This is a genomic window from Paracoccus sp. NBH48, from assembly GCF_015390265.1.
GTDB classification, from domain to species: Bacteria; Pseudomonadota; Alphaproteobacteria; order Rhodobacterales; family Rhodobacteraceae; genus Paracoccus; species Paracoccus marcusii.
Map to the genome: position 1 here is coordinate 19,202 of NZ_VUOJ01000010.1, position 20,032 is coordinate 39,233.

General features: G+C 67.2%; 11 protein-coding genes, 3 tRNA genes and 9 pseudogenes. 15 read left to right on the plus strand and 8 right to left on the minus strand.

Going from position 1 to position 20,032, the window contains the following annotated elements:
- Nucleotides 1-72: 72 nt before the first annotated feature.
- Both F1642_RS13620 and radA read right to left on the minus strand, forming a co-directional pair.
- Nucleotides 73-667, minus strand: a pseudogene (locus F1642_RS13620) (CvpA family protein).
- A 42-nt stretch (nucleotides 668-709) separates the two neighbouring features.
- Nucleotides 710-2,077 (minus strand): annotated as a pseudogene (gene radA, locus F1642_RS13625) (DNA repair protein RadA).
- A 135-nt stretch (nucleotides 2,078-2,212) separates the two neighbouring features.
- On the opposite strand from radA, the pseudogene F1642_RS13630 reads away from it, so the two are divergent.
- From F1642_RS13630 to F1642_RS13645, 4 genes and pseudogenes are all read left to right on the plus strand, one after another.
- A pseudogene (locus F1642_RS13630) lies at nucleotides 2,213-3,510 on the plus strand (lipoprotein-releasing ABC transporter permease subunit).
- Nucleotides 3,503-4,170 (plus strand): annotated as a pseudogene (locus tag F1642_RS13635) (ABC transporter ATP-binding protein). Before F1642_RS13630 ends, F1642_RS13635 begins: the two co-directional pseudogenes overlap by 8 nt.
- A 176-nt stretch (nucleotides 4,171-4,346) precedes the next feature.
- Nucleotides 4,347-4,673 (plus strand): hypothetical protein, encoded by a 327-nt coding sequence (locus F1642_RS13640; protein ID WP_194886468.1) that lies wholly within the window; start codon nucleotides 4,347-4,349, stop codon nucleotides 4,671-4,673.
- 62 nt (nucleotides 4,674-4,735) lie between these two features.
- The gene (locus F1642_RS13645) at nucleotides 4,736-5,146 is read left to right on the plus strand and encodes a phosphatase PAP2 family protein (RefSeq protein WP_255522458.1); all 411 of its coding nucleotides are present in this window, start codon (nucleotides 4,736-4,738) and stop codon (nucleotides 5,144-5,146) included.
- Nucleotides 5,147-5,170: 24 nt separating this feature from the next.
- Here F1642_RS13645 and selD read toward each other — a convergent pair.
- Nucleotides 5,171-6,207: pseudogene (gene selD, locus F1642_RS13650) on the minus strand (selenide, water dikinase SelD); the annotation flags it as partial.
- Nucleotides 6,208-6,363: 156 nt separating this feature from the next.
- Here selD and tig point away from each other — a divergent pair.
- From tig to F1642_RS13675, 5 genes and pseudogenes are all read left to right on the plus strand, one after another.
- Nucleotides 6,364-7,697: pseudogene (gene tig, locus F1642_RS13655) on the plus strand (trigger factor).
- Nucleotides 7,698-7,793: 96 nt separating this feature from the next.
- Complete coding sequence (locus F1642_RS13660; protein WP_045980796.1) at nucleotides 7,794-8,213, plus strand: DUF1489 family protein; 420 nt, start codon at nucleotides 7,794-7,796, stop codon at nucleotides 8,211-8,213.
- Nucleotides 8,214-8,255: 42 nt separating this feature from the next.
- Nucleotides 8,256-8,329: transfer RNA gene (locus F1642_RS13665), tRNA-Gly, on the plus strand.
- An 18-nt stretch (nucleotides 8,330-8,347) separates the two neighbouring features.
- On the plus strand, nucleotides 8,348-8,890 hold the full coding sequence (locus F1642_RS13670; RefSeq protein WP_194886469.1) for a histidine phosphatase family protein: 543 nt from the start codon (nucleotides 8,348-8,350) through the stop codon (nucleotides 8,888-8,890).
- Between the two features lie 49 nt (nucleotides 8,891-8,939).
- A tRNA-Val gene (locus F1642_RS13675) sits at nucleotides 8,940-9,014 on the plus strand.
- Between the two features lie 103 nt (nucleotides 9,015-9,117).
- On the opposite strand, the gene F1642_RS13680 is transcribed toward F1642_RS13675, so the two are convergent.
- Nucleotides 9,118-9,207 (minus strand) — tRNA-Ser (locus F1642_RS13680).
- 108 nt (nucleotides 9,208-9,315) lie between these two features.
- On the opposite strand from F1642_RS13680, the gene F1642_RS13685 reads away from it, so the two are divergent.
- From F1642_RS13685 to F1642_RS16050, 6 genes and pseudogenes are all read left to right on the plus strand, one after another.
- Nucleotides 9,316-9,777: a hypothetical protein gene (locus F1642_RS13685; RefSeq protein ID WP_194886470.1), complete on the plus strand. Its 462-nt coding sequence runs from the start codon at nucleotides 9,316-9,318 to the stop codon at nucleotides 9,775-9,777.
- Complete coding sequence (locus F1642_RS13690) at nucleotides 9,668-10,174, plus strand: hypothetical protein (protein ID WP_194886471.1); 507 nt, start codon at nucleotides 9,668-9,670, stop codon at nucleotides 10,172-10,174. The genes F1642_RS13685 and F1642_RS13690 overlap by 110 nt, the downstream gene beginning before the upstream one ends.
- Nucleotides 10,171-11,274 carry an NUDIX domain-containing protein gene (locus F1642_RS16600; protein ID WP_194886472.1) on the plus strand — a complete coding sequence of 368 codons (1,104 nt, stop codon included), beginning with the start codon at nucleotides 10,171-10,173 and terminating at the stop codon, nucleotides 11,272-11,274. Before F1642_RS13690 ends, F1642_RS16600 begins: the two co-directional genes overlap by 4 nt.
- A gap of 43 nt (nucleotides 11,275-11,317) precedes the next feature.
- Nucleotides 11,318-12,350: pseudogene (locus tag F1642_RS13700) on the plus strand (cysteine synthase A).
- 8 nt (nucleotides 12,351-12,358) lie between these two features.
- A pseudogene (locus F1642_RS16045) lies at nucleotides 12,359-12,832 on the plus strand (DUF3772 domain-containing protein); the annotation flags it as partial.
- 1,273 nt (nucleotides 12,833-14,105) lie between these two features.
- Complete coding sequence (locus tag F1642_RS16050) at nucleotides 14,106-14,822, plus strand: mechanosensitive ion channel family protein (protein ID WP_255522460.1); 717 nt, start codon at nucleotides 14,106-14,108, stop codon at nucleotides 14,820-14,822.
- 41 nt (nucleotides 14,823-14,863) lie between these two features.
- On the opposite strand, the gene F1642_RS13710 is transcribed toward F1642_RS16050, so the two are convergent.
- The 4 genes and pseudogenes from F1642_RS13710 to F1642_RS13725 all read right to left on the minus strand — a co-directional run bounded on the left by F1642_RS13710 (nucleotide 14,864) and on the right by F1642_RS13725 (nucleotide 19,936).
- Nucleotides 14,864-15,931, minus strand: coding sequence for an AI-2E family transporter (locus F1642_RS13710; protein WP_370582878.1), 1,068 nt, complete (start codon nucleotides 15,929-15,931; stop codon nucleotides 14,864-14,866).
- A pseudogene (gene gyrA / locus F1642_RS13715) lies at nucleotides 15,925-18,724 on the minus strand (DNA gyrase subunit A). Before gyrA ends, F1642_RS13710 begins: the two are co-directional and overlap by 7 nt.
- A gap of 169 nt (nucleotides 18,725-18,893) precedes the next feature.
- Complete coding sequence (locus tag F1642_RS13720) at nucleotides 18,894-19,361, minus strand: disulfide bond formation protein B (RefSeq protein ID WP_282029447.1); 468 nt, start codon at nucleotides 19,359-19,361, stop codon at nucleotides 18,894-18,896.
- Complete coding sequence (locus tag F1642_RS13725; RefSeq protein WP_045999183.1) at nucleotides 19,358-19,936, minus strand: YqaA family protein; 579 nt, start codon at nucleotides 19,934-19,936, stop codon at nucleotides 19,358-19,360. The genes F1642_RS13720 and F1642_RS13725 overlap by 4 nt, the downstream gene beginning before the upstream one ends.
- Nucleotides 19,937-20,032 lie beyond the last annotated feature (96 nt).

The window sequence follows — 20,032 nt, forward strand, 5'->3', positions numbered from 1 at the left end:
CCGACGGCCGACAAAGTCACGCCCCCGCGGTTCCGCAGGGGCGCTTTTTCGTCACCTGCCTGTCATGGCGGATCAGTTCGCGGCGGGCGCTTCGGTCGTGACGGGGGTGCCGGTGGCGGTGCAGCCCATGACCATCTGTTCATAGCGGGTCACGATCCAGCCCGGCGCGTCGGCGGGGATCTGGTCGTCCATCTGGCCGCGCATACGCTCGAAGACCTGGGCCGAACGCGAATTCTCGACCATCGGGACGTCCTGCGTGGTCATCACGCGGTCATAGACAATGAAGGTGATGGCGACCAGCAGGATGCCGCGCGCCACGCCCGAACAGGAAGCCCATCCCCTGGTCCACGCCACCCAGGGCCGAGCGTTGCACGACCGAGGAGAACAACGGCGTGATGATCGAGAAGATCACCAGCGCCAGCGCGAAGACGACGGCAAAGCCCGCGATCGTCGCCAGCTCGCAGCTGTCGCCCATGAAGCGGTCCAGCACCGGCAGCTGCGCCACCATCGGCCGCACCGTCGGCGCGAACAGGAAGGCCAGTACGGCCGCCCCGATCCAGCCCAGGATCGCTAGCGATTCGCGCACGAAACCGCGCGACCACGCCAGGATGGCCGACAGGATGATGACAGCCGCCACCACCGCATCAATGATCGTAAATCCGTCCATAAAACCGCCCCTTGCGCCGGTTGTCGTTCAGTATCAGGCGGTTCAGCCGGCGCCGAAGACCTCGCCCACAAATGCGGTCAGATCGGTGATGCGCCGAAGGGCCATCCCCGACTGGCCCTCGACCTTGGAGGCGTCGGGCAGGATAGCCTGTGAAAAACCAAGTTTCTGCGCCTCCTTCAACCTGTTTTCGGTCTGCGACACGGGGCGCAACGCCCCCGACAGGCTGATTTCGCCGAAAAGCACGGCCTCCGGAGGCAGGGCGTTGTCTTCACGCGCTGACAGAAGCGCGCCGGCGATGGCCAGGTCTGCCGCGGGTTCCGCAACCTTCATGCCGCCCGCGACGTTCAGGAAACACGTCCAGCCCCGCGAAGGGTATCCCGCAGCGTGCCTCAAGGACCGCCAGGATCGTGCTGACGCGGGCCGCTGTCCAGGCCACGACGGTGCGCCGGGGGCTGGCAAGCGTCGATGGCGCCACCAGCGCCTGAACCTCTGTCAGGACCGGGCGGGTGCCCTCGATGCCCGCAAAGACCGCGCTGCCGGCGATGGGCTGACCGCGTTCCGACAGGAACAGCGCAGACGGGTTCGTGACCTCGGCCAGGCCCGCTGCCGGTCATCTCGAACACGCCGATCTCTCCGGACGGGCCGAAGCGGTTCTTGACGCTGCGCAAGATGCGGAACTGGTGGCCGCGTTCGCCTTCGAAATACAGGACGCAATCGACCATGTGCTCGACCACGCGGGGGCCCGCGATCTGGCCGTCCTTGGTGACATGCCCCACCAGGATCACCGCAACGCCGCGGCTTTTGGCGAATGTCACAAGCTCGTGGGCGGCGGCGCGGACCTGGGCCACGCTGCCCGGCGCGGCCTCGACGGTGTCGGACCACAGGGTCTGGATCGAATCGATCACCGCCACGTCGGGGCGTTCGGCGTCCAGCGTGGTCAGGATGTTCCTGAGGTTCGTCTCGGCCCCCCAGGCGCATCGGTGCCTCGGCCAGCCCAAGGCGCACGGCGCGCATCCGCACCTGTGCGCTCGCCTCCTCACCCGAGAAATAGATCGCCTGATAGTTCGCACGCGAAAACGCCGCGGCTGCCTGCAGCAAGATCGTCGACTTGCCGATGCCCGGATCGCCGCCGACCAGCAGGGCCGAGCCGGGAACCAGGCCACCGCCCAGCACGCGGTCCAGCTCGTCGATGCCCGACAGGAAGCGGGGCGGGGGCGGTTCGCTGGTCGACAGGCCCGACAGGGGCACGGCCCGACCCTTGGCCGCGCCCAGTCCCCGGCCGGGGCCCTGGGACAGGGGCGCTTCCTCGATGATGGTGTTCCAGGCGCCACAGGCGTCGCAGCGCCCGGCCCATTTCTTGTGGGCGGCGCCGCAGGCGGTGCAGGTGAAGGCTGTTGTCGCTTTTGCCATGCCCCTCATGTCGCACCGGGGCGCGGGCGTCGCAAGGTGGGTATTAGCACGAATGCAAGGCATTCACGCCTTTGTCGGGTTGAATTTCAGGGTCAGCGGGGGCAGGGTCCGGGCGGAAATTCAGGGGCTTGGACCATGGCGATAGGCTTTTCGCGTTTCGAATTCATGATCGCCTGGCGGTACCTGCGGGCGCGGCGCGCCGAGGGCGGCGTCCAGCGTCATGACCTGGATCAGCCTGATCGGCATCGCCCTGGGCGTCATGGCGCTGATCGCCACGCTGGCCGTCCGCGCGGGCTTCCGGGCCGAGTTCGTGGACACGATCCTGGGCGCGAACGCGCACACGACTGTCTACATGGCGCCGCAAACCATCACCAACGAGTTCACCGACGACGTCTATGTCGTGCCCGGTCGGATCGCCGACTATGAGGCCATGGCCGCCAGGCTGGCCGAGGTTCCGGGCGTCACCCGCACCGCGGCGATCATCAAGGGCCAGGTGATGGCCAGCGCCAACGATTCCTCCAACGTGGCCGAGGTCTTCGGCGTCACGCGGGCCGACCTGGAGGCGATGCCCCGGATCGTCGACCCCGCCACATCCGAGGGTGACCTTGCCCGGTTCGATCAGGGCATCGCCATCGGGTCGGGCATCGCGCGCGAACTGGGCGTGGGGGTGGGCGACCGCATCCGCCTGATCGCGCCGGAGGGTGCGCGCACCGCCATGGGCACGACCCCGCGGGTGAACGCCTATGAGGTGACCTATATCTTCAGCGCCGGGCGCTATGACATCGACCGCACGCGGGTCTACATGCCCCTTGCCGAGGCGCAGTCCTATTTCAACCGCGAGGGTGTCGCGGACGAGATCGAGGTCTTCGTCGACGACCCCGAACGCGTGGGATGACTGGACGCTGCCCCTGATGCGCGCCGCCGGAGAGGGCGCGCAGACCTGGTCCTGGCGCGACAGTTCCGGGTCGTTCCTGTCCGCGCTGGACATGGAGGACGACGTGATGTTCGTGATCCTGTCGGTGCTGGTCCTGATCGCGTCGATGAACATCACCAGCGGGTTGATCATGCTGGTCAAGAACAAGGGCCGCGACATCGGCATCCTGCGCACGATGGGTCTGACCGAAGGGTCGATCCTGCGGGTCTTCTTCCTGTGCGGTGCCTTCACCGGGATCATCGGCACGATCGCGGGGGTGATCCTGGGCGTGGCCCTGGCGCTGAACGTGGACAACATCATGGCGGCCCTGAACGCGCTGACCGGGGGTGGCGCGTGGCAGCCCGAGGTACGCGGCATCTATCGTCTGCCCGCCGACCTGCGGGCCTGGGACATCTTCCGCGCGGTGGCTCTGTCGCTGACGCTGTCCTTCGTCGTGACGATCTTTCCCGCGCGCCGCGCCGCGCGTATGAACCCGGTGGAGGCCCTGCGCTATGAGTGACGTGTTGCGGCTGGAGGGCGTGGGCAAGACCTATGCCAAGGACGGTCCCGCGCCTGTGACGGTGCTGGACAGGCTGGACCTGACCGTCGCGCGCGGAGAGGTCGTGGCGCTGGTCGCCCCGTCGGGGGCGGGGAAATCGACGTTGCTGCATATCGCGGGACTGTTGGACACACCCGATGCGGGCCGCGTCTGGCTGGCGGGGGCGCGACATGACCGGCCTGCCGGACCGCGCGCGGACCGAAGCGCGGCGGCAAGAGCTGGGCTTTGTCTATCAGTTCCACCACCTGCTGCCCGAATTCAGCGCGGCCGAGAACATCGTCCTGCCACAGCTGGCCAATGGCACAGCCCCCCGCGACGCCGCAGGCGCAGGCCGCCGATCTGCTGAACCGCGTCGGCCTGGCGCATCGCGCGGATCACCGCCCCGCGCAGATGTCGGGCGGAGAGCAGCAGCGCGTGGCCTTCTGCCGGGCGCTGGCGAACCAGCCCGCGCTGCTTCTGGCGGACGAACCCACGGGCAACCTGGACCCCGAGACGTCGGACAGGGTCTTTGACGTGCTGATGGGGCTGGTGCGCGATACCGGCCTGTCGGCGCTGATCGCCACGCATAACCATGCCCTGGCGGCACGGATGGACCGCGTGGTGCGTCTGACCGCCGCCTGATCGTTGCACCGCCCCGTGCGCGGGTGCATGCTGGACAAAACGACAACCGACGGGGGCACGGACGATGCGGGCAGTGATGATGGCAGGGGCGGCGGGATTGGCGCTGGCGGGGCTGGTCGCCGCCTGCGCGCCCGAGGCGCAACCGACGGGCGCGGCGCGCGATTACGCGGATTACTGTGCAAGCTGTCACGGGCCGGGCGGGCGGGGCAACGGGCCCCGCCGCCGTGGGCATGGTGCCCGCACCCGCAGACCTGACCATGCTGGCCGCGCAGGATGGGGGCGTCTTCCCCAAGACCCGCGTGATGGGCCAGCTTGTCGGATACACGATGGGACGCAGCGAATCGCACATGCCGATCTTTGAGGTCCTGCGCGAGGGGCCGGTCGTCATGTATGACGACGGCTCGGGACAGCGCGGTCGCCACGCCGGCGCGGTTGGTCGCGCTGGCGGATTACCTCCAGACCCTGCAGCGCTAGGGCCATGCGCGCGGCGATTGTCGGGCTGACCTGCATGCTGGCCGTGCCTGCGGGTGCTGACGGGCTGGAACGGTTCGGGACCACGATGAATATGCGCTGCCGCTGGCGGCCGCCGTCTGCGCGGCCGATCAGGATCGGCTGGAGGATTTCGCCGTGCGCGGTGCCCTGCAGGCGGCGGTGGTGCTGGGCCTCAAGGCGGTGTTCGACGGATCGCCCCTGGGCACCCGTCCGACCGGAGAGGGGCGGGGTTTCCCCGTCGGGGCATTCCGCCGCCGCCGGGTTCGGGGCCGCGGATCTGGCCGGCAAGTGCTGGGAGGACGATCCCGCCCTTGGCGCCGCCGCCTATGGCGCCGCAGGGCTGACCGCTTTCAGCCGTGTGCAGGCGGGCGAACATACGGCCGATCAGGCGCTGGCCGGTGCGCTGATCGGGATCAGCTTCGGCGCGGCCAGCTTTGGCATCGGCTCCGAAGGGGCCGCGATCAGCGTCGGCCTGCGCTTTTAGCGCAGAATGACGCGGGGTGCGTCGCTGTGCGGGCCCGACCTCGCCGATGACGGCGGCATCCGCGAAACCGTGACGCGCAAAGGCCGCCTGCACCGCCTCCAGCGCGTCCGGCGCGCAAGCGACCATCAGCCCGCCGCTGGTCTGCGGATCAGTCAGCAGCGCGCGTTCGGCATCGCTGAAGCCCTGCGGCAGGGCCACGCCCGCGCCATAGCTGGCCCAATTGCGGCCCGAGGCGCCGGTGACATGGCCCGCCGCGATCAGCGCGTCGATGCCCGGCAGGCGCGGCACGGGCGGACCAGTCGATCATCAGATCGCAGCCCGATCCGCGCGCCATCTCCAACCCGTGGCCGCCCAGACCAAAGCCGGTGACATCGGTCATCGCATGCACGCCCTCGATGGCGGCAAGGTCCGGGCCGGGGCGGTTCAGCTTGGTCGTGACCTCGATCATGCGGGCATAGCCCTGGTCATCCAGTTGACCCTTCTTCAGCGCCGCCGACATGACCCCGACACCCAGTGGCTTGCCCAGCACCAACAGATCGCCCGGTTGTGCCTCGGCATTGCGCTTCAGCAGGGCAGGGTCGATCAGGCCCAATGCCACCAAGCCATAGATCGGCTCGACCGAATCGATGGTGTGGCCGCCGGCGATGGGGATGCCCGCCTCGCGGCAGATCGAAGCGCCGCCATCCAGGATCGCCGCGATCGTCGCATGAGAGATCGCGTTGATCGGCATGCCCACCACCGCCAGCGCCAGGATGGGCGTCGCGCCCATCGCATAGACGTCGCTGATCGCGTTTGGTCGCCGCAATGCGGCCGAAATCATGCGGATCGTCCACCACGGGCATGAAGAAGTCGGTCGTCGCCACCAGCGCCTGCCGGTCGTTCAGCTTGTAGACGGCCGCATCGTCCGACGTCTCGATCCCCACCAGCAGTTCGGGGGGGACGGGCAGGGCGGCGCTGCCTCGCAGCAGGTTCGACAGGACGCCCGGTGCGATCTTGCAGCCGCAGCCGCCGCCATGGGCCAAGGATGTCAGGCGCGGTTCTTGCATGTCGGTGGCGGTCATGGGGACTCCTGTCGGTTGGACGCAGCATAGCGCGGCGGCGGGGATGTTCCAGCGCCCGGTGACCGCAATCTGCTTGCAGGCCAGCGGCACGGCGACTAGAACGGCTCAAATTTTCAGGCCGCCGGATCGGTGGCCCTTCTTTCTATGAGGACGATGATGCAGGTCAAGGAAACGCAGAACGACGGTCTTCAGCGCGGGTATCAGTTCACGCTGCCCGCAGCAGACCTGGCCAAAGCCGTCGACGCCAAGCTGAAAGAAGCTCAGCCGGAAGTCGAGATGAAGGGCTTTCGCAAGGGCAAGGTGCCCATGGCGATGCTGAAGAAGCAGTTCGGCCCGCGCATCCTGGGCGAGGCCATGCAGGACGCCATCGACGGCGCGCTGAAGGACCACCTGGAGAAGTCGGGCGACCGCCCCGCCGCCCAGCCCAAGGTCGAGATGGAGAACGGCGAAACCTGGAAAGAGGGCAACGACGTCGTGGTCAACGTGACCTACGAGACGCTGCCCGCGATCCCCGAGGTCGACCTGACCGCGCTGTCGCTGGAAAAGCTGACCGTGCCCGCCGAAGACGCGGCCGTCACCGAGGCGCTGGAGAACCTGGCCAAGTCGTCGCAGTCCTTCGAGGACCGCAAGAAAGGCTCCAAGGCCAAGGACGGTGACCAGGTCACCATCGACTTCAAGGGTTTCGTCGACGGCGAGGCCTTCGAGGGCGGCGCGGTCGAGGACTATCCGCTGGTCCTGGGTTCGAACAGCTTCATCCCCGGCTTCGAGGATCAGCTGGTCGGTGTGAAGGCCGGTGACGAGGTCAAGGTCGAAGTGAAGTTCCCCGAGGAATACGGCGCACCGCACCTGGCCGGCAAGGACGCCACCTTCGAATGCACGGTCAAGGCGGTCAAGGCCCCGAAAGAGGCCGAGATCGACGACGAGCTGGCCAAGAAGTTCGGCGCCGACGACCTGGACGGTCTGAAGAAGCAGATCACCGAGCGTCTGGAGGCCGAGTATGCCGGCGCCGCCCGCGCCATCATGAAGCGTTCGCTGCTGGACCAGCTGGATGCGGCGGTCAAATTCGACCTGCCCAAGTCGCTGGTCGAGGCCGAGGCCGCCCAGATCGCGCACCAGCTGTGGCACGAGGAGAACCCGAGGTTCAGGGCCACAACCACGATGCCATCGAGCCGACCGAAGAGCACAAGACCCTGGCCGAGCGCCGCGTGCGTCTTGGCCTGCTGCTGCCGAGATCGGCCAGAAGGCCGAGGTGACCGTGACCGACCAGGAGATGACCCAAGCTGTGCTGCGCGCCGCCCGTCAGTATCCGGGCCAGGAGCGTCAGTTCTTCGAGTTCATCCAGCAGAACCAGGCGGCCCAGCAGCAGCTGCGCGCCCCCGATCTTCGAGGACAAGGTCGTCGACCTGATTGCCGAAAAGGCCAAGGTCGAGGAAAAGACCGTGACCAAGGCAGAGCTGGAAAAGGCCGTCGAGGCGCTGGACGAGCTGTGATTTCGGTCCACTGACCGCGCAGGGGCCGCATCTTCGGATGCGGCCCTTTTGCGTTCGGGGCTTGATGGACGGGTCGGGCGCGACTAGGTGATCGCCATGACGACAAGCCTTCACCTGATGAAACTGTGCGTGGGTGCCGAAGGCCCCGATGAGCTGGCTGCGTGGCAGACCCGGTTCGGGTCCGGCCCGGCGCGTCACGTCACGCGCATGTGGCCCAAGCGCGAGGCGGAGCTGCTGGAAGGCGGGTCGATCTTCTGGGTCTTCAAGGGCGTCATGATGGCCCGCCAGCGCATCCTGACCCTGGAACGGGTCGAGGGTGCCGACGGCATCCAGCGCTGCGGCATCGTGCTGGACCGCGACCTGGTTCGGGTTGCGGCCGTTCCGCGCCGTCCGTTCCAGGGCTGGCGTTATCTGGCCGCTGCGGATGCGCCACCGGACCTGCCCGCAGGCCGCGCGCTGGAGGAGGCCTTGCCCCCCGCCATCGCTGCCGCCTTGGCGGACATGGGCCTGCGCTGAGGCTTGACTGGACTGTGGCCAGCCGCTATCCGGACGAACGATGCGGGTGTAGCTCAATGGTAGAGCAGAAGCTTCCCAAGCTTACGACGAGGGTTCGATTCCCTTCACCCGCTCCACTTCCCGATCTGTATCTGATGCGCCATGGCGAGACGCTCTGGAACGTCGAAGGGCGCCTGCAGGGCCGCGGCGATTCCCCCTTGTCCGACCGCGGGATACGTCAGGCCGGATGGCTGGCGCATCTGACGCGCGGGATCGACGGCTTTCGCGTCTCCAGCCCGCTTGGACGGGCTGACCAGACCGCGCGGATCGTGTTTGGCGACAGGTTCCGGCATGATGCGCGCCTCTCCGAAATCTGCGTGGGTGAATTTGCGGGGCACCTGGAGCGCGATCTGCGCCGCCGCCATCCCGACCTGTTCCGCGGTGGCGACTTGGCGTGGTACGACCGCTGCCCGGGCGGCGAAGGGTTCGCTGCACTGGAGGTACGGTGCCGGGCATTCCTGATGGACCTGACCGGCCCCACGCTGATCGTGACCCACGGCATCACCCTGCGCATGCTGCGCTGCCTTGCCTTGGGCCAAGCCCCCGCTCATCTGGCCCATGGGGTGATTCACCAAGGCGGCATCCACGTGATCCGCAACGGTGCAGAAACCGTCATGCGCCACATGGATGATGTCTGATCTGCCCTTGCCAAGCGGTACCCAAATCGGTTTTATGCGCGGCGAGCGTGGCCCGTTAGCTCAGTGGTAGAGCGTCCCGTTTACACCGGGCCGGTCGGGAGTTCGAATCTCTCACGGGCCACCATGCATCATTTCCGACATCACGACAGCATGGCCCCAAAATGGGACATTGGCACTATTCTGTTGAGAAATGCCACATCGGCCATCACAATTGAACTGATGGAAAATGGCGGAGAGGGTGGGATTCGAACCCACGGAACCCTTGCAGGCTCAACGGTTTTCGAGACCGCCCCGTTCGACCACTCCGGCACCTCTCCGCGCTTCTTGGTGTGGTGACGCGGAATTAGAGGGGTGGGGGTTGAAGCGCAAGAGGGTTTGGACGAAAAAATCCCGACCGTCGAAATTTTTCGCGAAAGGTGCGGGACATGCTGACCATTCTGGGATTGCTTGCCGTTCTGGCACCTCCCGCTCCGGCGGTGCCGCCGCCCGCGGACGTCCATCTGGTGCAGATGCAGCAGGACTCGGCCGACCGCATGTGGTGCACCCTGGACCTGGCCGCGCTGATGCCGATCCTGCAGGAGGAGGCCGTGACCGAGGCCGCCCGGATGGAGGGCGAGGGGCTGATCGCCGGGGGCGGCCTGCCGTGGGCCCGTGTCGTAGCGCGAATCCACGACACCCCGCGGATGGAGGCGCTGTTCCGGGCGGGCGTCCGCGGACGCCGCTGCGCGCATGGACCCACAGCTGGTGGATCGGGCACTGGCCTTTCACGGGTCCGGCTTGGGCCAGCGGGTCATCCGCCTGGAGGGGTCCGCGCGGCGCGCCCTGCTGGAGGACGGGGTGGAGGATCAGGCACGGGCGGACTTTGCCCGCGCCCTGCGCAACGGTGATCCGCGTGCGGAACAGATCGTCCAGCTGATCGACGGCGCGGACCTGATCGCGCCGAATGTCGCGGGTGGCCTGAACGCGGCCATCGCCTTTTCCCGCGGCTATGCCGATGGGGGCGGGTTCGACATGGCCCCGGATCAGCAGCAGCTGATGGCCGATGCCTGGGCGCAGCGCGACCAGATCGAGGCCGAGGCGACGGTCTGGCTTCAGGGTTTCCTGATGCTGGCCTATGGCCCGCTGAGCGACGCCGAACTTGCGGATTATGCCCAGCACGCCGCATCGGCCGAGGGGCAGGCGCTGTCGCAGCTGCTGTTTGCGGGGTTCGACCGGGTTTTCGGGCAGACCTCATATGACATGGGCATGGCCGCGGCCCTACGCGGTCAGGGCCAACAGCTGTGATCGTCGTCGTCGGGGCATTGGTGCAGCCGCAGCTGGGCGCGGTACTGGGCCTAGAAGGAACGCTGGTCGAGGTGCCGGGCGTCCTGACCGGCGGCCACCGGGCGGGGGTCGTGCTTGACGGCTGGCCTGCGCTACTGCCTGCGCCGAGGACAATTCCGGGGATGGCCATACAGCCGACGCCGCAGCTGGACCGCTATGCCGCGGTGATGGGCCTGACGGTGCAGGAGGTGGGCGGGATGCAGGTCATGGGCATCGGACCCGGACCCGCCGCGGATCACGCGCCGATCGTCGACCGTGACGCGATCGCCGCCGAAATCGCGGTCCAGATCCTGCAGGCACCCAGCGGGACGGAGGCGGACCTGTTGGCATGGCGGCTGCCGATGATGGGGATCTGGGCGGGCAGCCGGCTGCGTGCCCGCGCATCGGCGCCGTCGGGGCAGGGGATCGTCCCGCAGCGTCCCGCGGATGCGTTGCGTATTCAGCGGCGCAGTAAGCCGTTCCTGGGGTTCTTCGGGGTCGAACGGCAGGTGCTGACCCATGCCCTGCATCAGGGCGGCCAGACCGCCCCCATGACCCGCGAGGCGTTCCTGTCGGGCGATGCTGCCGTCATGCTGCCTTGGGACCCGGTCCGCGACCGCGTCCTGGTGATCGAGCAGTTCCGCATGGCCCCCGCCCTTCGCGGCGATCCGCAGCCATGGCTGCTGGAGCCGGTCGCCGGTCGCGTGGACGCCGGTGAGACCCCCGAGGCCGCGATCGTGCGCGAGGCGCAGGAGGAAGCGGGGCTGCAGGTCACACGGCTGATCCCGGCCTTCAACGCCTATCCCAGCCCCGGCGCGCTGTGCGAGTTTCTGTATCACTATATCGGCATCGCGGACTTGCCGGACGGCTGCGCCGGTGTCCACGGGCTGGATTCCGAGGCGGAGGATATTCGCGGCCACCTGATGGACCGCGAAACGCTGTCCGCGCTGGTGGATGCGGGGACAGATCGCCAATGGGCCGCTGGCCACCCTGTCCCTGTGGCTGGACGCGCGGCAGGACCGGCTGCGGGCGCAGGTCTGAGGGGCAGGGCGGGGTTGCCCCTCCAACCCGGGGGCGTATAGGTAAATGGAAAGTCCTGCACCTGTGAACAAAGGGTCGATCGCCATGCGAATCTATTCTGATCTGGCCGACGCGATCGGCAACACCCCGTTGATCCGCCTGAACCGCGCCAGCGAGGAGACCGGCTGCGAGATCCTCGGCAAGGCCGAATTCATGAATCCCGGCCAGTCGGTCAAGGACCGCGCGGCGCTGTACATCATCAAGGATGCGGTCGCGCGCGGCGCGCTGCGCCCCGGCGGCACCATCGTCGAGGGGACGGCCGGCAATACCGGCATCGGCCTGGCGCTGGTCGGCGCATCGATGGGGTTCAAGTCGGTGATCGTCATCCCCGAGACCCAAAGCCAAGAAAAGAAGGACATGCTGCGGCTGGCCGGTGCGACCCTGGTCGAGGTTCCGGCTGCCCCCTACAAGAACCCCAACAACTATGTCCGATATTCCGGCCGTCTGGCCGAAGCGTTGGCGCGCACCGAGCCGAACGGGGCCATCTGGGCCAACCAGTTCGACAACGTGGCCAACCGCCAGGCCCATGTCGAGACGACCGGACCCGAGATCTGGGACCAAACCGACGGCAAGGTCGACGGGTTCATCTGCGCGGTGGGCTCCGGCGGCACGCTGGCGGGCGTCGCGGACGCGCTGCAGCACAAGGGCGTCAAGATCGGCCTTGCCGATCCCGAAGGCGCGGCCCTGCATTCGTTCTACACCACCGGAGAGTTCGACAGCCCCGGCAGTTCGATCACCGAAGGCATCGGCCAGGGCCGCATCACGGCCAACCTGGAGGGGTTCACCCCCGATTACAGCTGGCGCATCTCCGACGAGGAAGCGCTGCCCATCGTCTTTGACCTGCTGAAGGACGAGGGTCTGTGCCTGGGCGGATCGTCCGGCATCAACATCGCGGGCGCCATCCGCATGGCGCGCGAGATGGGGCCGGGCCATACGATCGTCACCATCCTGTGCGATTACGGGAACCCGCTATCAGACAAAGCTGTTCAACCCCGACTTTCTGCGCGCCAAGGGCCTTCCCGTACCGGAATGGCTGACCCGTCCGGCGCCGGATCTGCCGCAGGTATACGAAGACTGAAAGGTTTCATGCGACATCTGATTGCAACGTTCCTGGTGGCGCTGCTGGCCCTGACAGCCGCGCCCGCCATCGCCCAATCCGTAAACTACGACACCTGGAACCAGGTCGCCGAACGCGCCGAGTCGCTGACCGCGAACCCCCAGGCCACCAACGAGGAGCTGGCCCGCACGCGGGCGCGGATCGTCGACTGGCGGGATCGGTTGCAGGAGGGTCAGAACGCCAACGGCGACCGCATCGCCACCCTGCGCAACCAGATCGAGGCCCTTGGCCCCGCGCCCGCAGAAGGCGCGACCGAGGACGAGGAGGTCGCAAACCGGCGGACCGAGCTGAATCAGCAGCTGTCCACCGCCCAGGCCCCCCGCATCGCCGCGACCGAGGCCACCAGCCGCGCCAACTCCATCATCGGCCAGATCGACGAGATCGTGCGGCAACGTCAGGCGCTGGAACTGGCCAAGCAGACGCCGTCGCCGGTGCTGCCCGCATCGTGGGCCGCGGCGGCGACGGACGGCCTTGCGCTGCTGGAGGGCGTCGGAGGAGAAGTGTCGGGCCAAGACGCCACGCCTGAAATCTGGGCCGACCTGCGTCCCCGGCTGCCCTATGTCGCGGGATACCTGATCGCGGCGCTGCTGATCCTGACCTATGGCCGGGCATGGATCGTGGCGCTGCCCACCCGCCTGTCCAGCCGGGCGTCGGAATATTCCAAGGCCGTGCTGGCCTTTGTCGTGTCTCTGGGCCAGATCGCCGTGCCGATGGCGGGCGTCTATCTGGGCATCAGCGCCATCCAGGCCACCGGTCTGCCCGGACCCTGGACGACGCCCTTCCTGAATGCGCTGCCGGTGGCGGCGGTGATCCTGTTCGGCGGGATCTGGATGGCCCGTGCGCTGTTCCCGCGCACCGCCATCGCCTATACCTCGCTGCAGATGACCGAGGAGGCTCGCGTCTCGGCAGGTCGCATGGTTCAGACGCTGGCCCTGCTGATGGCCATCCACCACATCCTGTCGCGCGCCATGCTGCCGCTGTCGGGCCTATATGAACAGGGCGAGGCGCAGGTCGGCCGTGTCCCCGTCCAGTTCGGAGAGGCCTCGGCCGGTGTCTGGCACCTGGTGCTGATCGTGCTGGCCGCGCTTGCGATGTTCCGGCTTGGCAACATCCTGCGGCGGCTGACGCGCGATGCCGTGACGCAGGACCTGTCCTATCGCCACTGGATCGCGGCCTGGGCGGGTCGCCTGACGCGCATCATCGCGCCGATCGCGGTGCTGCTGACGGCGGCCGGTTTCGTCAACCTTGGCAACCTTCTGGTCTGGCCGTGGCTATTCTCGCTGGCGCTGGTGGGGCTGCTGATCCTGCTGCAGGACTTCACCGCCGACCTGTTCAACATGATGCAGCGCGGGGCCGAAGGCGCACGCGAGGGGCTGGCCCCGCTGCTGACCGGGTTCGGCCTGGTCCTGGCGTCGATCCCGATCTTCCTGATCATCTGGGGGTCGTCCGGCGCCGAGCTTGCCGAATACTGGGTCCGGTTCCGCCAAGGCATCAGCTTGGGCGGGGTGAACCTGTCGCCGGGCGCGATCCTGACCTTCCTGATCATCTTCGCCATCGGCTATGCGCTGACGCGCGGGGTGCAGGGGATGCTGCGCACCTCCATCCTGCCCAAGACGCGGCTGGATGCGGGCGGACAGAATGCCGTGGTGTCGGGCCTGGGCTATGTCGGGATCTTCCTGGCGGCCGCTGTTGGCCATCACCTCGGCGGGGATCGACATGTCGTCCTTTGCGATCGTCGCGGGTGCGCTGTCGGTCGGTATCGGTTTCGGCCTGCAGAACATCGTGTCGAACTTCGTCAGCGGGATCATCCTGCTGATCGAACGTCCGGTCAGCGTCGGCGATTGGATCAGCGCCGGCGGCCAGCAGGGCATCGTCAAGAAGATCTCGGTCCGCGCCACCTTGGTCGAGACCTTCGACAAGACCGAGGTGATCGTCCCGAACAGCGACCTGATCAGCCAGCCAGTGACCAACTGGACGCGTCACAACAAGGTCGGCCGGATCATCATCCCCGTCGGCGTTGCCTATGGCAGCGATACGAAGAAGGTCGAGAATGTCCTGCGCGAGATCGTCGAGGATCACCCGTTGGTCTCCATCGACCCGGCACCGGCGATCCTGTTCCGGGGCCTTGGGGCAGATGCTCTGAACTTCGAGATCCGGGCGATCCTTGCAGATGTCGGCACGGGGCTGGGCGTGACGTCGGACCTGCTGCATTCCATCGTCCAGCGCTTTGGCGCGGAGGGGATCGAGATCCCCTTTGCCCAACGCGACATCTGGCTGCGCAACCCCGAGGCGCTGCCCGGTCAGTCGCACGGGCCCGCGTCGCGGAATGCGCAGCCGGGTGCCCTGACGGCGCCCACGACCGTCAGCCCCGAACTGGCCCGCGATGACGCCGATGAGGCGCCGGGCCTGCCGGACGACGGCGACAGCCGCTGATCGACCCTTCGGGGCATGGGGCCAGGCGCCGCATGCCCGGATCAGGCCGCCATCCGGTCGGATTGGACGTCGTTGTCACCGTCGTCGGGCAACCCTTCGCGCGACAGCATCACTGCAACGCCCCGCAGCCAGGGGATATGGGCGCAGATGATCATCAGCGCGACCATGATCGGAACCGCCAGGAACATCCCCGGCACCCCCCAGATCGCCCCCCAGAAGGCAAGCGACAGGATGATGCCGAAACTGGACAGCCGCAGCGTCTGGCCCAGCAGCATCGGATCGATGATGTTCCCGATCAGGAACTGCGTGACCGCGCACAGCACGCCCACGATCACCGTGGCCGTCGGGTCGCCGGTCAGCACGAAGGCCAGAAGGACCGCAATCAGCGTCGCGATGATCGACCCGACCGACGGGATGAAGTTCAGGACGAAGGTCAGCAGGGCCACCGCGGTGGCCAGCTCCAGCCCCATCGTCCAGAAGATCAGCCAGACGATCGAGGCCGTGACCGCGCTGACCCCGGTCTTGACCACCAGATAGCGGTTCACGCGGTGCATGATGGACGCGATGATGCGGCGGATCTGGCGCGCATGGTCCGCGTCGTTGGCCAGACGCTCGATCTTCAGCGGAAACCACACCTGTTCGGCGAACATGAATCCCACGAACAGGATCACCAGCACGCTGCCCGACAGCAGCCCGGAAGCCTGTCCCGCCAGCGAACGGATCCAGCCGGTGATGTTGAAGTTGGTCAGCGCCGTGATGATGCGTTCCTGCGCCTCGGGGCCAAGACGCTCGGTCAGTGCGGGTAGGGCGGCCTGCGCCCGTTCGGCATAGCTGATCGCCAGGAACACCACCTCGTTCACCTGTGCGACGATGGTGGTCGACACCCACAGCAGCCCAAGCGCGATCCCGATCAGCGCCAGCGTGGTCGCCAACCAGTTCGGCACCCGAAGGCGGGTCGAGATAGCATGGATCGCATCCGAGGTCAGCGAGAACAGGATGATCGCGATCGCCAGAGAGATCAGGATGAACTTGGCCTGTACCAGCATGAACATCAGCAGCGAGAATGCGATCAGCCCCAGAAACCCGGTCTGCAGGCGCTCTCTCAGCACGGTCTCGTTCGAATGGTTCCAAATGACGCCCCTGCGGATCGGAAAAACCCGACCCCGGCGGCCGGGGTCGGGTCGATGATGTCAGTCCTGCGCGGGCGCGTCTGGCCGGGATCGCCCTCGTCCAGGTCGACCGCGTCGCCCTGTTCGGCAATCCGCGCGACCGAGACGACGACCTCTCCGGCGGCGGTGTTGAAGACCCGCACCCCACCAGCGCTGCGCGAGCGGAAGCTGATGCCCTGCACCGGAACCCGGATCGACTGTCCGGTCGATGTCGCCAGCATGATCTGGTCAAAGCTTTCGACCGGGAAGCTGGCGACTAGCGGGCCGCCCCGCATGGCGCGGTCCATCGCCATCACGCCCTGGCCCCCACGGCCACGGACCGGATAGTCGTGGCTGCTGCTGATCTTGCCCGATCCCTTGGCGGTGATGGTCAGGATCAGATCCTCGGCCGCCGACATCTCGATGTAGCGTTCCTGGGTGACGGTGCCCTCGGGGGTGTCGTCATCCTCGTCCGCTTCGGCTCCGTCGTCCAACGCACCGGCAACCGCACGGCGCATCTTCAGATAGGCCACGCGTTCGGACGGGTCCGCCTCGAAATGGCGGATGACCGACATGCTGACGACCTTGTCGCCCTCGGCCAGACGGATGCCCCGGACGCCGGTGGAATCGCGGCCCTTGAAGACCCGCACCGCCGTGGTCGGAAAGCGGATCGCCCGGCCTTGTGCGGTGACCAGCATCACGTCGTCCTGCTCGGTCGCCATCCGCACGTTCACCAACGTGACGCCCTCGGGCAGCTTCATCGCGATCTTGCCGTTCGCGCGCACGCTGCCGAAATCGGACAGCGCGTTGCGACGCACGTCGCCGTCATCCGTGGCAAAGACCACCTGATAGTTGTCCCATTCCGTCTCCGGCGCATCCATCGGCAGCAGCGCCGCGATGCTGACGCCCGCGCCGATGGGCAGGATGTTGACCATCGCCTTGCCCTTGGAGGTGCGGCCCCGCCAGCGGCAGACGCCAGGTTTTCATCCGATAGACCATGCCGTCGGTGGTGAAGAACAGCAGCTCGGTATGCGTGTTGGCCACGAACAGCGTGGTGACCACGTCGTCTTCCTTGGTGGCCATGCTGGACAGACCCTTGCCGCCGCGCCGCTGCGCGCGGAATTCGGCCAGCGCGGTCCGCTTGATGTAGCCGCCAGAGGTGATTGTGACGACCATGTCCTCGCGCTCGATCAGGTCCTCGTCCATCATGTCGCCGGACCAATCGACGATCTCGGTGCGGCGCGGCACGGCGAACAGATTGCGGACCTCGCGCAGCTCGTCCGCGATGATCGCCATGATCCGTTCGCGCGACGCCAGGATCGCCAGATAGTCGCGGATGCTGTCGGCCAGCGACTGCAGCTCGTCCGTGATCTCCTTGACGCCCAGCTGGGTCAGACGCTGCAGGCGCAGCTCCAGGATGGCGCGGGCCTGGGTCTCGGACAGGTTGTAGGTCCCGTCTTCGTTCACCGGATGCAGCGGATCGTCGATTAGGCGCAGATATTCGACGATGTCATGGGCGGGCCAGCGCCGCTCCATCAGCTTCTCGCGGGCCTCGGCTGCATCGGCGCTGCCGCGGATGGTGGCCACGACCTCGTCGACATTGCTGACCGCGACGGCCAGGCCGCACAGCACATGGCTGCGTTCGCGTGCGCGGCGCAGCTCGTAGGCAGTGCGGCGGGCGACGACCTCCTCGCGGAAGGTGATGAAATGGGTCAGGAAGTCGCGCAGCGCCAACTGTTCGGGCTTGCCGCCGTTCAGCGCCAGCATGTTGCAGCCGAAGGTCGTCTGCAGCTGGGTGAAGCGGAACAGCTGGTTCAGCACCACGTCGGGGGTCGCGTCGCGCTTCAGTTCTACCACGACGCGCACGCCGTGGCGGTCGGATTCGTCCTGGACGGTGGCGATGCCCTCGACCTTCTTCTCCTTGGCCAGTTCGGCAATCCGCTCGATCAGGGTCGATTTGTTCACCTGATACGGGATCTCGTCGATGACGATGGCAAAGCGGTCCTTGCGCGGTTCCTCGATATGGGTCTTGGCGCGGATCATGACGCTGCCGCGACCTTCCAGATAGGCCTTGCGCGCCCCGGACCGGCCCAGGATCGTGGCGCCCGTGGGAAAGTCGGGGCCCGGGATGATTTCCAGCAGGCGCTCGGTGGGCAGGTCGGGATCGGCGATCAGCTCCAGCGTGGCGTCGATGACCTCGCCCAGGTTGTGCGGCGGGATGTTGGTCGCCATGCCGACGGCGATGCCGCCCGCACCGTTGACCAGCATGTTCGGAAACCGCGCCGGAAGGACGGTGGGCTCGCGGTCCTTGCCGTCATAGTTGTCTTGGAAATCGACGGTGTCCTTGTCGATATCCATCAGCAGGAAGTTGGCGGGCTTGTCCATCCGCACTTCGGTATAGCGCATGGCCGCGGCCGGATCGCCGTCCATCGACCCGAAGTTGCCCTGACCGTCCAGCAGTGGCAGCGACATCGAGAACGTCTGCGCCATCCGCACCAGCGCGTCATAGATCGCACTGTCGCCATGGGGGTGATACTTGCCCATCACGTCGCCCACGGACCGCGCGGACTTGCGATAGGGCTTGTCGGCGGTGTTGCCGCTTTCGTCCATCGCATAGAGGATGCGGCGGTGAACCGGCTTCAGGCCGTCGCGCAGGTCGGGGATCGCCCGGCTGACGATCACCGACATGGCATAGTCCAGATACGAGGTCCGCATCTCGGCGCTGATGTCGATCATGGGGCCGTCGTGATGCATCACGACGCGGCCCGCGGCACCGTCTTCGGGGGTTTCGGGCAGATCGTCTTCTGGGGTGTCGGCCACGGGTATTCCTCAACATCTAGTTGGGGTTCGGTATAGCCGAGCCTGCCGCAGGGGGCAATCGCGCCCCGCCCCCAAGGTCAGGAAATCACGCCTTGCGGGGGTCTCAGGCGCCCTTGCGCGCGGCCACTGCCCACAGGCCCGCCAGACCCGCCGACAGGATCGCGTTCCAGCCCGCCATCGACACGCCCATGAACTGCCATGCGATCTCGTCGCAGCGGACCACGGGGGCGGATTGCAGGCGGGTCATAAGGTCCTGCGTGGTCATCCGCGACAGATCGCCCACGCCGCCCGAACAATGCGCCGGTCCGGCCCACCAGGTCATCTCGACCCCGACGTGATAGATCGCAAGCCCCATCGCCGCACCCGCGGCGATCATCCCCAGAACCGCCAGCGCCCGCACCCGGCCGGTCAGCCAGATCAGCGCCGCGATGCCCGCCGCCGCCACATGTGGCCAGCGCTGCAGGATGCACAGCTCGCACGGGGCATAGCCCGCCGCCTGGAATCCAAGCGCCGCGATCAGCAGCAGCGCGGACCCCGCGCCCGCCAGAAGGGAAAGCCTGATGCCCGTCACAGGTACCTCACCGCCGCAAAGCCGCCGATCAGGCAGGCCATGAAGATGGAGAACATCAGCCCAAGCCGACGTTCGATGAAATCGCGAATCGGCGGCCCGAACCGCCATAGCAGCCCGGCCACGACATAGAACCGCCCCGCGCGGCCGATGATGCTGGTCAGCACGAACAGGGGCAACGAAAAGCCCACGGCGCCGGAAAAGATGGTGATGACCTTGAACGGAAAGGGCGTCAGCGCCGCGACCAGCACCGCCCAACCGCCGAACTCGGCAAAGCGCGCGGCCAGGTCGTCGAACGCGGCCTCCTTGCCGTACATGGTCAGAACCCACATGCCGAGGCTGTCCATCAGGATCGCGCCGATCGCGTATCCCAGCAGCGCGCCCAGAACCGACCCCGCCGTGGCGATGAAGGCAATGGCCCAGGCCCGCGCCCGCTGCGCCAGCACCATCGGGATCATCAGCACGTCGGGCGGGATCGGAAACACCGAACTTTCGATGAAGCTGACCGTGAACAGCGACGCGTTCGCGTGGCGATGCGACGCCAGCCCCATGGTCCAGTCGTATAGCCTGCGCAGCATGTCCGCCCCTTTGTCGCGTGCCCCGTGCATCCCCCCGCAGGACCGTCGCGTCAAGCGCCTTGCACGCCCGTCGCGGCGCTGTGATGGTTGGCGGGA

What these genes read in the sequence shown, in the direction of transcription:
- F1642_RS13645 (WP_255522458.1), top strand. Translation starts at nt 4,736, where the DNA reads ATGCGCTGCCGCTGGCGGCCGCCGTCTGCGCGGCCGATCAGGATCGGC.
- F1642_RS13660 (WP_045980796.1), top strand. Translation starts at nt 7,794, where the DNA reads ATGACGACAAGCCTTCACCTGATGAAACTGTGCGTGGGTGCCGAAGGC.
- F1642_RS13670 (WP_194886469.1), top strand. Translation starts at nt 8,348, where the DNA reads ATGCGCCATGGCGAGACGCTCTGGAACGTCGAAGGGCGCCTGCAGGGC.
- F1642_RS13685 (WP_194886470.1), top strand. Translation starts at nt 9,316, where the DNA reads ATGCTGACCATTCTGGGATTGCTTGCCGTTCTGGCACCTCCCGCTCCG.
- F1642_RS16050 (WP_255522460.1), top strand. Translation starts at nt 14,106, where the DNA reads ATGTCGTCCTTTGCGATCGTCGCGGGTGCGCTGTCGGTCGGTATCGGT.
- F1642_RS13725 (WP_045999183.1), bottom strand. Translation starts at nt 19,936, where the DNA reads ATGCTGCGCAGGCTATACGACTGGACCATGGGGCTGGCGTCGCATCGC.